Source organism: Vibrio comitans (assembly GCA_024346835.1).
Classification (GTDB): Bacteria; Pseudomonadota; Gammaproteobacteria; order Enterobacterales; family Vibrionaceae; genus Vibrio; species Vibrio comitans.
The window spans coordinates 580,173-593,976 of sequence record AP024867.1 but is presented as its reverse complement, the minus strand read 5'-3'; the positions used below and the strand labels follow the sequence as shown (position 1 = coordinate 593,976).

The following is a 13,804-nucleotide window of genomic DNA, read 5'->3' as shown; positions in this document are numbered from 1 at the left end:
CAAAGGAATTTATCTGGGATCTTGGTAAGTACTTAACCAAAGTGTGCACATACTATGGTTCTGGATAACCCTATCGGGTTTCCAGAACGACGATTTTAGGACATGTGCTCATCAAGAAGCTGCACTCATAATGGCAAGGTTCTTACCATTTTGCTTACCTCTATCAGTGGCTTGTAGCGATGACGAAAGTGTCTTATCTACTGAATCACGTAGGTGAGATACACCTATGCTGACAGTAAAGTTAACGTTGACGTTATCAAAGGCAAACTTATGCCTTTCGATAGCCTCACGAAGATTTTCAGCCAAACTAAATGCATGCTGCTGATCAACAGCATGATAAAGCACACAAAATTCATCACCACCGGTTCTGGCTGTTGATAGCGTCGATGATGCAGGGAAGTGCTTTGTGATCACACTCGACATCTCTAGTATCAACTGATCGCCACAGGTGTAACCATACTGATAGTTGATCAGCTTTAAGTCATCCACATCAATAGTGAGCAGGTACACGTCACGGTGACCCTTGTAGCGACTGATTTTGTTGCGCAGTGTAAACAAATTATCTTGGTTTGTAGTAGCATCACGCAGTGAAATTTGTTGCTGGAACAGTACGTTAGACAGTGAAGTCTCGATATACGTTTGTAGTAGCTTCATCAAACTTGAGAATGTCTGAAATCTACTTTCGATGAATATCACCCCAGTAAGCCCATTGTGCCCATGTAAAGGAATACGGTAATACTTGGCACTAAACTGAATTTTATTAGCCAGCGGATCGTTACTCGCTGAGCGTTGATATTTCACTTTACTTGTCAGTAAGTCGAGAGCGTACTCTTTATCAATGAGGATTGATTGTTCTTGTCCATGGTAATCAACGGTGTAAAACGTGTGACTGTCATGATTGTACAGGCAAAGTTGCACGCGTCGGCGTGTACAGAACCTTCCCAATAGATATTGAGTCTGATTTTTGAACTCTAGCAAGCTCGTTGCTTTTGATAAGTCGGAAAGTGCTATTTGTAATTGTTTATTTAGGTGATGAAAGACAGATACAAATAACAATAAGCTAAGTGCCACAAAGCCGATAAGCAGCATTGAGTAGCTGTGAGCAAACAGTTCAGATCGAGATATTGACGAAAAGTAGATCCAATTCATGCTGTTCTTGGCGTTGTAGGACGCAAGTTTTGCATCGCCATGGAACAAGTAATTGATTGAACCATAGGGTTGATTGTTTGGCAGTGCAGTATTTGGATTAAACGCGTAGCTTGGTGTATCAGAAAAATAATAACTAACGGGTTGAGCTCTCTCATCTTGCGAGATCTCACCTGCCATTGAATATTTATAAACTACAGCCATTTCTCCAATCCTATTGGGATTAGGGTGGAGTATCACCTTGCCTGTAGCCCTATCAACAATGAACACATTGCCACTGTTTAGGGTGCGTAGGTCGATGAAAGCTTGGCTTGCATACATTAGGTCAAATTCAATAATGTACTGTGGGATTCCTGCTGGGTTTTTCTCACGTATGCCGACAACCCAACGACGATTCTGACTACGATAAAGACTAGATATCTGATATTGATTGTCCATAAAACTGACATCAGTCCAGCTTGCTTCTGGCATATCAAACTCAGTGGCTTCGGTATTGTACATACTGGCATTGAAAATGGCAGTTTCAGATACAGATGTGTTTGTGTTTGGGTCATAGCGCAAAATATCATTGTAATTCTCTGTATTACGTATGATATCGACAGCGTTTAGGTTTGAAGCACTAGAGTCTTCAAGTGCAGAAGAACGATTTAGAGATGAGAAAATATTGACGCTGTTTTTTAGCTGCGCCTGGATCAGCTTAGAAGCCGTTCTGAGATTAGCTTGCGTCTGTTTCAGTGCATCATCTTTAACACTAGTATAGTGTTGATAAGCAACGAAAATTAATACTGTACTGAGCACGACCACATAGGGTCGCATAAGCCGAATAATAGTTCTTGGTAAAGCCATACTGAGTTCGTTGTTTCTTATATTGGTTGAGCGTTGAACGCTATTCAGTTTCGCGGTTACTTTTTGTCCGCTTTGAAACGAAGGGCGATTGTATATCAAATTATTGTGTGATCAAGCTCTCATTTGTTTGTTGGCATATAATGACAAGCGCCATATTAAAACGTGTTTTTATATTCATAGTCTTGATATAAGACAGATTGAGAGCGGTATGCTAGTTCTTTTGTCTGTGGATGGCGGGCAGAAAAGCACAATAATAATAGAATGTACTGGCTATGGTTGGTTGTATGAATTGACTGAAGATCAAAAAAATAGCCCCAGCAAATTGCTGAGGCTAGGTTTAATGTAGAAAAGGTAGTGATACTAGGCTTCTAAGGTTTCTTGCTTAACTGGTAGTATTTTTGCTGGCCCTTTAGCTTTCAAAATAACCATAGATTGAGGCTTGAGTAACATATCTCTACTAATGGTGCCTTTGCCTGTTTCTGATTCACCGGTATCGCAGATCAATGTCCAACGATCGGTTCCACCGTCTGGCAATTTAAAGCGAGCCGGTGTTGGAGATTGGTTGATATAGTACAGAAGTTCAGCACCATCTTTACCGATACCTAACTTCAATGAAACCGCGTTTAATTGGTTCCAGTCATCCATCTCCATCAAATTACCGTCGGGACGATGCCAGCTGACTCGGTTGTCGTTGCGGGTTTCTCCGCTAAACGCTTCAATGAATGGAATCATGTGCTCGCGACGAGCTTCTAGCATGTTCGCAAGCCATAACTTGAAGTTCTCTTCATGTTCTTCAAGTTCCCAATCCAACCAACTGGTTTCATTGTCTTGGCAATAGGCGTTGTTGTTACCTTTTTGGGTGTGTGACACCACATCGGCGGTAAGAATGTGAGGAATACTGAAAGAGAACAGTAGGCTGCTCATAAAGTTACGTTTGCGCTTTACTCGCAACTCGATGATATCAGTACTTGGTGTTTCTCCCTCTACACCCAGGTTATCTGAGCGGTTGTCACCATGACCATCATGGTTGTGTTCACCGTTCTCTTCGTTGTGCTTCATCTTATAAGACACTAAGTCTTGCATGGTGAAGCCATCGTGGTAGGTGATGTAGTTGATGGTCATCTTGTGTGGCCAGCGGCTAGCGCTGTACAAATCACGTGAACCCATAATGCGAGTGGCAAATTCTTTTAGGAAACCTTGATCGCCTCTCCAGAAGCTTCGAGTAATATCTCGGAACTTATCATTACACTCATTCCAACCATCAGGGAAGTTACCCACTTGATAACCATTTGGGCCAATATCCCACGGTTCAGCAATCAGTTTCGTTTCTTTAAGCACAGGATCTTGTGCTACTGCCTTAAAGAAGGCCGCCTCACGATTAAAATTATCACCGTTGCGACCTAGAGTTGCTGCAAGATCAAAGCGGAAACCATCAATCTTAAACTCTTGTACCCAATAACGTAGGGTATCCATTACTAGGTTTAGCGCTGGTTGATAATTCAGATCGACGGTATTTCCACAGCCCGTGAAGTTAGCGTAGTGGCAGCCGTGCTTAAGGTAGTATTGGTTGTCTAATAGTTTGAGGTTAAAAACGGGACCGCCATCACCGCCTTCAGCAGTATGGTTGTAAACCACATCTAAAATGACCTCGACGCCATTTTTGTGTAGCTCGCGAATCGTGGTTTTTAGCTCTTGAACTGCATCTGTATCAGCGTAGCGAGGATCTGGCGCCATGAAGACATACGGGTTGTAACCCCAGTAGTTGACCTTGTCCATATCCAGTAGATGCGGTTCATGCATGCAAGCCGCGACAGGTAGCAATTGCAGACAGTTGATGTTTTGTTCTTTATAGAAGGAAAGCATCTCTTTGCTGACAAGGCCTAAGTATTTGCCTCTATGCTTAGCGGGAACCTTCTTATTGAGCTTTGTCAGGCCCTTAGTATGAGTTTCAAACAACACTATTTCTGAGCGAGCTAAGCGAGGAGGCTCGACTTCTTGCCAGTCAAATTCTGATGAAGTAACGACTGACTTGGCCATTGACCAGCTTTTTTCATTAGAAAATGGTGTTTTATAGTGAAGCGGTTCGCTCAAGGCTTTAGCGTAAGGGTCTGAAAGGAGGATTTTTTCGCCATTTGGGTCAATGACAATGAAACCGTATTCTTGGCCCGCAGCAACACCCTCTACATAGATGTGCTTAATGCCAGCGTAGTTTTCAGTAATTGGGTAGGCTTTGAACTCACCTTTGGAGTCGAAAAGCGCTAGAGAAATCTCTTTGCAGCTGGGTGCATGAATAGAGAAATTACATCCACTTTTATCTAATTCAGCGCCTAGCGGATAGGGGCGCGATTTCTTACTACTCATTCGTTGTTTTTGTCTTTTGTTTATTTTGTGAATGGTTTGAGGGTTAAGTTAAAAGGTTTGGCCAGTTAACGCAATAGTGATTGTGCCATGAAGCCTGCTCTGAGCAGGTTTTAACTCAAAATATTGAACAGCGTACACTATCTATAGTGTTGCCGAACTAGGCGTTTTTATTGGGCTGGTGGGAAGGATGCTCTCTAATAAATGTGTCAAACGTACTTTCGTAAAAGCTAGTTGAGATCTACATCACGAAATATACTATTTAACGAAATTAGCTGGAAAATAAACGGAACTTTTAAATAGAGACATAGATCTAACTCTGCACACAATCAACTGTGACCTCTATCTCTAGCAAAGGGTGATCTCCTCCTTAATTGTGTGATCACATAGACAAGTAGCTAGATCTACGCCCCCTCATCCCCTCCCTACTTCCCCCGCTATTTAATCAAGGGAGGAGGACTGCGACCCACACCGTTCGAACTATTATCTCTCCTGTCGAATAAGAACAGTTTTCGCACTTACGTTTTTTGTTGGCTGTATTAACGGAATGGACTGTTAAGCAACGAAGAATGTATTAGAAAAATAAAAAAAATCGTTTCGGGAGTTAACGAATAATGAAAAAGGTAAGCCTACTAACAGCTGCAGTAACAGCAGCCCTACTATCTACTTCTGCTGCTGCAGTAGATTTCAATGGTTACATGCGTGCTGGTACTGGTATCAGTGGTAACAGTGGTGATGACGTTTCTTACAATAAGAACGGTATCGGTCGTCTAGGTAACGAAAACGACAACTACTATGAGTTTGGTTTTGCAGAAGACCTACAAACTGGTGATGTGAACTGGCGTCTAGAGTCAATGATCGCTTCTGGTACTGAAGGTGCTAACGGTTGGGAAGACAGCGACTTCAACGTAGCTCAATTCGCAGTTAAAGCTAAAGGTCTAATCGCTTCTGATAAAGACGCGACTCTTTGGGCTGGTAAAACATACTACCAACGTAAAGACATCCACATCACTGACTTCTACTACCTAAACACATCTGGTACTGGTGGTGGTATTGAGAACCTATCTGTTGGTAACCAAAAACTGTCTCTAGCACTTATGCAAGATGGTGAAACAGACGATTCAGCTGGTTTCATCTTTGATGCACGTCTAGCAAACATTGGCCTATGGTCTGATGCTAACCTAGAAATTGCTCTTGCATACAACTTTGCAAATGAAAAATCTGGTGGTTCGCAAGAGGCTGACGACGGCTTGCTAGCGACATTTATCCTTCAACAAGGTCTAAGCAACGGCTTTAACCAAACTGTATTCCAGTTCGGTACTGCTGGTTACGGTGTTCAAGCTGCTAACTTCTGGGGTTCAGGCGCATACTACGCACGTGGTACAGAAGCATTCAATGACTCAACAGGTTACCGACTAATTAACTGGGGTGTAATCTCAATGGGCGACTCTTGGGAAATGGGTCATCAGCTAGCATTTATGGCTGGTCAAGATATCGGTGGTCAAGGTCCTGCTGGTAACTACACTGGTCAACAGTTTGATACTGATCAGTACTCTGTAGTTGTTCGTCCAATGTACAAGTGGAGTGATTCTATGCGTACAGTATTCGAAGCTGGCTACAACGCTGGTGAGAAAATCAACAACACTGGTACAGGTACTGAAGACTTCGGTAGCGGTAAAGTGACAATCGCTCAAGCATGGGCAATGGGTGACAGTTTCTGGGCTCGTCCTGAAATCCGCGTATACGGTTCTTACCTAGTTGATACTGAAGATGACAATGCATTCGGTGCTGGTGAAGATACAGAATACGTTGTTGGTATCCAAGCTGAAGCATGGTGGTAATCAAACCTTTCTAGTTTGAATTAGGTTTATCAAATAGCCGACGTTCAGTCGGCTATTTTTTTAAGGGCTTTACTCTGCTGTATTTGCTATAACAGATAATCAAATTTCAAAGTCATTAAAAAAATAACAAAGGAAACATCCAATGAAATTACGAGCCTTAGTGTTAAGTTGTTGTGTGGCTCTTGCTGGTTGTGCAACCCAAGATACTATCCATCAAGTGGGGCAATCAGACACTGCTGCCACTTCAGTAGCATCGCTAGTTAAATCACCGTTTGCTCTGGATACCCAAGCTTTGGTTACGATAGACCAAAACACTCAAGTATTGAGCAATGATGAAATTGACAGCCCAGTTGTCGCCTTTGAAATTCCATCAAATCGTGGTCCTTTGGATATTTCAATTACAAGTAATATGACCTCTGAGAAAGAATTCTTTTCTCCTAATGTGATGATTGTAAGCAACGATGGAGAAGTGATAGAACAATATGACGCTTCTGCGTTTGAGTATCGTCGCCCGCGTCTAGCTTGGGGTGATCGCTTAGTTGCTGAAATTCGATTTACGCCTCCGGTTGATCAGAAAACTGTCACCATGTTGATTTACACAACACCGGAAGAATTGGCTAAAACAACTGATCGTGTAGACCCTTACCGTGCAATGGTTGAAGGTCAGGGCGGTTATATGCCAGAGCTCAAAGATATCCCAACACCGCACGCCAAAACAGGCAAACTGGTAGTTGAGGTTGCAGGAGCTAGCGCTGGTATATTTGCAAAAGATGAAGCAGATAAAAAGACGCAAAACTTAGATGCAACCGTTGAGAAATCAACGCAAGACTACTACCACAATGCCATTCGTAAGGCTGTCGAAGAAGACAACATGCCAAAAGCACTTGCGCTTTTAGATGAAGCAAAAGAGCTAAATGTGGAAGGTGCTCAGCAGGTGTACATTGATGCATTAGAGGCACGCCAAGCTAAATAACTTTTAACCCGAAATACTTTGTGTATTTGTCCTGTTAGCCAGAGAAGGTTTCAACCTTACTCTGGCTTTTTTTGTATTCAGGTTATTCAGAAGTACAACAACTCGTCATTCCAGCCTTGAGCTGGAATCTTGAGTAGTTCGGTTTGAGTATGTGCGCTCTAAGATACTGGCGTTCGCCAGCATGACGAGTGGTGGATTCGAAGTGATGTGCGATTGTACCCACTAAGTCGTCATTCCAGCCTCGAGCTGGAATTTTGTGTGGTTCGGTTTGGGTATGTGCGCTCTAAGATACTGGCGTTCGCCAGCATGACGGGTGGTGAATTCGAAGTGAAGTGCAGTCGTCCCCACTAAGTCGTCATTCCAGCCTCGAGCTGGAATCTTGGGTAGTTCGGTTTGAGTATGTGCGCTCTAAGATACTGGCGTTCGCCAGCATGACCGGTGGTGAATTCGGAGGGATTGTGGTCGTACCCACTAAGTCGTCATTCCAGCCTCGAGCTGGAATCTTGGGTGGTTCGGTTTGGGTATGTGCGCTCTAAGATACTGGCGTTCGCCAGTATGACGGGTGGTGAATTCGAAGTGATGTGTGGTCGTACCTACTAAACCGTCTTTCCAGCCTCGAGCTGGAATCTTAGGTGGTTCGGTTTGAGTATGTGCGTTCTAAGATACTGGCGTTCGCCAGTATGACGGGTACATAACTTGCAGTGGAGTGCCACATCTAGCAACTTGTCATTCCAGCCTTGAGCTGGAATCTTAGGTGGTTCGATCTCTAAGTACTGGTGTTCGCCATTACGACGTTAGTTTAGCGCGTAGTGACTTAGTCAGTTAAGCCAAAGTCAACGCTACAGCCTCACTCGGTGGCAGCTTTAGGCTAATCTCACCCTCACCATTGCGCACTCGCATCTTGCAGAGCTGACTTTTCCTCAGATTATCTCGGAGTTTATAGCTGCCATCCACAAGCCCCCACTTGGTGATAAGCTCTTTCGGTATGGTGATGGAAATATCAAACGGTTTCTTGTGGTTAAAATTTGCTGCCACAATCAAAAATTCATCAGGTTTAGTGTCTTTGGCGGTACGTGTAAACAAGTAGATACTGTCACGCTCTTCAGTTAGTCGGTCTTTGTTGGCTTGTTGTAGGCCGTCAAAATCTCCAACTAAAGATTTACACTGTAAACTGAAATTCATTAGATTTGAGTAGAATTGTCGAAGCGATCTCTCTTGTTTTGTGAGTTGGCCACCGTCAAATTTGCCATTGTTCATCCAGCGCTGGTGGTGTGGGACTCCGATGTAATCGAAGATGGACGTTCGTGAAGGCTTGCCAAAGCCGGCATCTTCGTTACCGGGCTCTCCGACTTCTTGTCCAAAGTAAAGCATCGTCGGCGATGAGCTCATCAATGCGCTGACAACCATAGCGGGTTTTGCACGTTTAGCATTTCCTGCAAATTGCGGCGATGCAATCCGCTGCTCATCGTGATTTTCAAGAAAGTGCAACATGTGATGCTCTATATCGAACAATTCCTGCTGGACATTATCGATTGCAGAGGCGGGCAACTTTCCTTTTGTAACAGCTCGCAGGGTGTCATAGAGCCCCATCTTGTCATAGAGGTAACCCATTTTTCCCAGTTCAATATAGTCGCGATAGAGGCTTGGCTGATAGATTTCGGCTAATAAAAATGCTTTAGGGCTCTTTGTTTTGATGCTGGAATTCATATAGCTCCAAAACTCAACAGGCACCATCTCTGCCATATCATAGCGGAAGCCATCAACCCCAAGATCTAGCCAATATAGAGCGATATCACGAAACTTCCGCCAAGAATCAGGCACCTGCTTGTTTAGCCAGAATTCTTGATGTTCATGATAGCTAAGATGTCGGTAGTTATCGGGGAGTTCGTCGAAGTCTTTACTACCATCTGGGTGTAGGCCGTAGTTTATCTTTACCGTTTCATACCAATCATCAAAATCGGGTCGCGAAGTGCGAGCGCCATTGCCAGTCCATCTTGCAGGGTATTCCTCAAAAGGAGATATCGTATAAGGGCATGGCTTCCCTCCTAAAGGCTCAAACTCTGAAGGCATGCTCGGGGGTATAAATTTTTGCTTAGGAATGTAGTAGAAATTGTTGTCCCGACCATATTCAACACTGGTATCGTCATCGACACCAAAATCAGTAACGCCAGGAGGATTGTTTAATCCTGTGTACTGACGCGCCACATGATTAGGCACAATATCGATAATGACGTTTAAATTGTGATTGTGGCATCGTTCAATCAGTTGCTTTAACTCCGATAGTCCCTCTATAGGGTTGTTTGCTAAGTCTGGATTGACAGAGTAGTAATCTTTTACAGCATAGGGAGAGCCTGCTCTTCCTTTTACTACGCACGGATGATCGTTGCTTATACCGCAATCGGTGTAGTCAGAGATAAGCGCATGGTGTGGTATCCCTGTAAACCAAATGTGAGTCATGCCTAATTTTTTGATTTCAGATAGGGCTAAATCAGAAACATCGCTGAGCTTACCCAAGCCATTTTCTTCGCTTGTTCCCCACGGATTCCAATTACTCTTCTTGTTGCCAAATAGACGAGTAAACACCTGATAAACATTGAACTTTTTATATGACATCGCTCTTCTACTGAAATGAAAGGGCAAATCCGCTATTGAATGAAGAATAGAGAGTATTCATGATTTTGCATTTTCGAAGACTGATTTAAGTATGATAAAGACTGATAAAGCGTGACCTTAGTCTATAATTTAACCATATCTTAGTTGATGGGATAACATTCCTAGGCTTCAGATATTTGTGCTTGGTATGCCTATCACATTCTTAATGATGTCATGGCAGGCCGAGCTTTTGTCGCACGGAGGTACTGTATGGATACAGTTACTGAGATTATTGCTACCGTCGGCTCGATTTTTGCTTTTATGGTTGTATTTTTAGGTGTGGCGAAATGGTTTTCAGGCCGCACTGAACGAGCAGAGAAACGACGTCAGTATGCAGAACAACAAGCTCATTTAGCTGAAGCAGAGCGAGTACGAATCCATAAAGAAAAAGTTGCTCTTGCTGATAATGGACATTTGGCTAAACAACTCGAATTAGCCCGAGAAAGCGAGCTGACACACCCAAAAGAGGCGGTGTATTGGTTTGAAAAAGCGGCTTTGCAAGATAGCAGAGACGGTATAGAAGGTCTTGTGAGGGTGTGTGAGGCGTCTTCTGGAGACGTTGTAGCTCAAGATAAGTATCGCTATTGGCGAAATGCTCTAGATGCTCTTAATGGTGATGAACAAGCTGAGTATGAGCAGGGTATTGCTTTGTTCGAGGGCTTTGGTATTCGCAGTAATATGGATAAGGGTTTACAGTTAATAGAGCATGCCGCTAACAAGCGTTGTGTGAGGGCACAGATGTTTTTGGCTGATTGGTATAAGTCACCCGAAAACCCACTGGCTGATGAAGATAAAGCCAAAATGTGGAAAAGCACATTGGAACATGCTGAGATCAACGATAACTCCAAGTAGGGATCGCAAGGAGGATGTTGTGAAAATATTATTAATGCTATTACTGGTGAGCTTTGCTAGGTTCTCTTTTGCGACAGAAGAAGTAGCAGCAGGTGCTGATGGAGCGGCAGGTACGGGTACAGCCACATCAGCGACAGGAGCGACCACCGGCGGTGTTGCTGCAGGAGCGACAGCCTCAACCCTTGCCTCGGGAACTGTTATAGGTGCTGTTGTGGCTGTGAGTGCTGTTGTTATTGTTGCCGGAGTCGCGATTGCTGATGCTGGCGATGACTCCCCCTCTACTACGGTCAACAATCCATAAAGTTTTACCCTCAAACACCCGAACCACTTTCTTTTGGAAAGTGGTTTTTTTCTGTCTGTAATCTATTGTTAATAAAGATTTTTCTTTGAGCTTTGCAGGGATGGCAAGATGGTACAAAGGGGACTGTTGTATTTTTCATACCCGAGAAGATTGCCTTACAAATTTGATGGAGGTTGGGCGAGACCCCAAAAATCTAGCAACTCCATTTTAGAATTCCAATCCGATAGACTAAAGCTACTTTTGAGGACTAGGCAGATTCAAGTTCGAATAATGTGTGCTATTAACAGCCCAAAATAGTTCCTTTTCAAGTTCATTGGCGACTCTCTGGCTGCTTAGCTCACCACCATATGGATTTACTCCCTTCTGCTCGTAAAAGTACCGTTCAGCCAGATGGTGTTCTTGAATCAGTATCTTACAGTTGGTGGAATGGTGAGGAAGTTTATCTTGCTCTTGGTGCCACCATTTTTATTAGCTTGGCTTTCTCGATAGCTCTAGCCAGTACAGCGAAACTGATCAACGCTATTACAATGTCATTGACCAAGGAACGACAGGGTTTGTTAGTGCTTACTATACACCTCGATGGTCTTGGCTAGATGGCACTTTGTTTAAAATGGGCGTTGGGGAGTTTCTAGCGGGTGATATAGGTGCTCGATTGGATTTTTCCAAACAATTTGATTCAGGGGTCATTGCTGGAGTATTTGCCAGCTTTTCAGATTTAACACCCGAGGAGTATGGTGAGGGAAGCTTTACTAAAGGCTTTTATATCTCGATACCGTTTGATGTTATGACGGTGAGACCAAGTCAGAATCGAGCCAATTTCACATGTCTTCCAATCACCCGAGATGGCGGTCAAATGCTACAGCGCAAATACGAGCTATTTGAAGTGACAGACGCAAGAAGCCCACGGTACCAAAGAGCTTCGGAAAGATAGAAGATTAATCGAAGCCTAAAAAAACGCCTCTTAATAGAGGCGTTATAGGGTGACTAGTTATCCGGCCGAGCCGCCAGTACCACCTGTTGGTGGTGGCAGTTCTTCTTCTACAGGAGGAATATCTGTAGGAGGGATTTCTTCCAATTCTTCACCTTCTGTTACTGGTGGTGGTGGAACAGCTGTGGTGTCGTCCGGATCTGATATCGTGTCAAAATTTTCGTCTTTGAAATAATCAGTCGTATCAACATATGTTGGTACAGTTTCTCCATCGACCTCTTTGGTTGGGAAGTCAGGATCCTGAGCTACAACTGTTGCTGTTTTCTGAGTAGCGGTTTCAAGTTGGGATGCGGTAGTGGTTCCTGCTGTAATATTATCTACTTGAGCGGCAATAGCATCAGATAGTACCATTGTAGAAGCTTGGAGGTTTTTTGAGGTGGTTTCATCTAAGCTACTAAGTGTTTCTTCTGGATTAGCTAAAAATTGCTTTTTCTGCTCCTCAGTCAGGTTAGTACCTGCTGGAAGGGTCTCATCAAAAGCCTCATTTATAATTGCGTCTAAATCCACTTCTTGATTATTTTCTTCGGCCTCAAAAATTTTCAAAGCTACTAGAGTAGAGTATGGTGTGCCAACTATAGGTTGCCCCGACTCAACTAACTGCCCTGGTACTAGGTAACGGACATTTGTCATTGGCTTGTTATTGCTTTCATCTACCGCTGCTTGAGTACCGCCTCCACTTGGATAGATGTTTTCTCCAAACTCAAAAATACACGAACTAGGGTTTTCATCAAATAATGGGAAGTTTCCTTCACCAATATTGATAATTCCTTTTCCACCAGTTTCACCAATATAATCCCAGCCATTTTCGGCACAATTCATATAGGCGTCTAAGTATCTAACGGCACCATCAAAAGCTTGAAGGGAGGTTGAAGAACCTCCTGGAGCTTCTACATAGTTATCATTGTCGCTGCCACATGCCGCAAGAAGGGCACCACTAACAGCTAATGCGATTATTTTATATTTCACAGTCATCCTCCTGTGTGAAATAAGCGCTATCCATCCATGCTGGAGAGCAAATTAAAATCAGTTTGTATTGTGTTTAGCGCCAGTGGTAGGCAGCTGAGATCCCGAAATAGTTGATATCTGGGCCACCAATATCGTTATACCAAGTGTAGTCTAGAGCGCCAGACCAGTTCTTGTTAAACTCGTATTGAAGTCCTAGACCAAGGTGCGGTGTCCAACCTGTGTCATCCTCGTAGACACCTGAGCCATTTGCGCTCCAGTCGTACCATTGCGTACCAACTTTGCCGTAAATTGCCAAGCGTTCAACGATGTCATAAGAAAGTTTTGCAGTTAAATTTATGGTTTGAGCATCATAACTACCAGATACGTCTTTTAGATCTGCTTCACCAAGGTCTTGATAACCCAGTTCGAATGCGAGCCATGGCAAAGTTTGCATGCCTACGAAGACACCCCAAGAGAAATCTGGGTCGTCAACGCCAGTAACGCTAGTCACGCCAGAACCGAGACTGCCCCAGTTAGTTGTACCTAGATTGATACCACCATAATAGTGATGTTTATGGCTATTGGCTTCTTCGGCTATTGATGCCGAGGAGAACGCAACCAGAAGTGAGACAGCTAAGCTGATTTTTTTCATTGGCTGAAATCCCTATCAGTAAAAATCAATTCTTGAATACCAAATTGGTATCAAGACCACACTACAATTTATCTTAACCCATTGTTTAATAGTAAAGTTTCATAAGATTGAACTATTTGTGTCAATTGTGAATGATTTGTAGTTATTTATGATCAGCATCTCATTTGTGGATTTATGTTATCATTTTGTTGCAGTGAGAAGTCCTGTTCCGAAGGGATTTACCAGTGAATTGCGCAAGAATCGGGTTGTG

At 43.4% G+C, this 13,804-nt stretch carries 10 protein-coding genes and 1 pseudogene; 6 read left to right on the top strand and 5 right to left on the bottom strand.

The genetic code is table 11. The features are described 5' to 3' along the window. Positions 1–111: 111 nt before the first annotated feature. Together OCU46_RS16540 and glgX are read right to left on the bottom strand one after the other, a co-directional pair. Positions 112–1,992 carry a sensor domain-containing diguanylate cyclase gene (locus OCU46_RS16540; protein ID WP_141270498.1) on the bottom strand — a complete coding sequence of 627 codons (1,881 nt, stop codon included), beginning with the start codon at positions 1,990–1,992 and terminating at the stop codon, positions 112–114. 360 nt (positions 1,993–2,352) lie between these two features. Beyond that, complete coding sequence (glgX, locus tag OCU46_RS16535; protein ID WP_141270500.1) at positions 2,353–4,353, bottom strand: glycogen debranching protein GlgX; 2,001 nt, start codon at positions 4,351–4,353, stop codon at positions 2,353–2,355. 611 nt (positions 4,354–4,964) lie between these two features. Between glgX and lamB the strand changes: the two genes are divergently transcribed. Beyond that, positions 4,965–6,191 (top strand): maltoporin LamB, encoded by a 1,227-nt coding sequence (gene lamB, locus OCU46_RS16530; protein ID WP_141270502.1) that lies wholly within the window; start codon positions 4,965–4,967, stop codon positions 6,189–6,191. Positions 6,192–6,333: 142 nt separating this feature from the next. Next, positions 6,334–7,164, top strand: a complete 831-nt coding sequence (locus OCU46_RS16525) for a MalM family protein (protein WP_141270504.1) — start codon at positions 6,334–6,336, stop codon at positions 7,162–7,164. 822 nt (positions 7,165–7,986) lie between these two features. Here OCU46_RS16525 and OCU46_RS16520 read toward each other — a convergent pair. After that, positions 7,987–9,777 (bottom strand): alpha-amylase family protein, encoded by a 1,791-nt coding sequence (locus OCU46_RS16520; RefSeq protein ID WP_141270506.1) that lies wholly within the window; start codon positions 9,775–9,777, stop codon positions 7,987–7,989. 249 nt (positions 9,778–10,026) lie between these two features. On the opposite strand from OCU46_RS16520, the gene OCU46_RS16515 reads away from it, so the two are divergent. From OCU46_RS16515 to OCU46_RS16500, 4 genes and pseudogenes are all read left to right on the top strand, one after another. After that, a complete protein-coding gene (locus OCU46_RS16515; RefSeq protein ID WP_141270508.1) occupies positions 10,027–10,668 on the top strand; it encodes a tetratricopeptide repeat protein in 642 nt (213 codons plus the stop codon). Positions 10,669–10,687: 19 nt separating this feature from the next. Then, complete coding sequence (locus OCU46_RS16510; protein ID WP_167495353.1) at positions 10,688–10,969, top strand: hypothetical protein; 282 nt, start codon at positions 10,688–10,690, stop codon at positions 10,967–10,969. Between the two features lie 347 nt (positions 10,970–11,316). Beyond that, positions 11,317–11,562, top strand: a complete 246-nt coding sequence (locus tag OCU46_RS16505) for a capsule biosynthesis GfcC family protein (RefSeq protein ID WP_244311364.1) — start codon at positions 11,317–11,319, stop codon at positions 11,560–11,562. Beyond that, a pseudogene (locus tag OCU46_RS16500) lies at positions 11,484–11,900 on the top strand (YjbH domain-containing protein); the annotation flags it as partial. The gene OCU46_RS16505 and the pseudogene OCU46_RS16500, both read left to right, overlap by 79 nt. Positions 11,901–11,957: 57 nt before the next feature. Here OCU46_RS16500 and OCU46_RS16495 read toward each other — a convergent pair. Next, positions 11,958–12,929 (bottom strand): hypothetical protein, encoded by a 972-nt coding sequence (locus OCU46_RS16495; protein WP_337972469.1) that lies wholly within the window; start codon positions 12,927–12,929, stop codon positions 11,958–11,960. A 67-nt stretch (positions 12,930–12,996) separates the two neighbouring features. Continuing rightward, on the bottom strand, positions 12,997–13,554 hold the full coding sequence (locus OCU46_RS16490; RefSeq protein WP_141270514.1) for an outer membrane beta-barrel protein: 558 nt from the start codon (positions 13,552–13,554) through the stop codon (positions 12,997–12,999). Between the last annotated feature and the right edge of the window lie 250 nt (positions 13,555–13,804).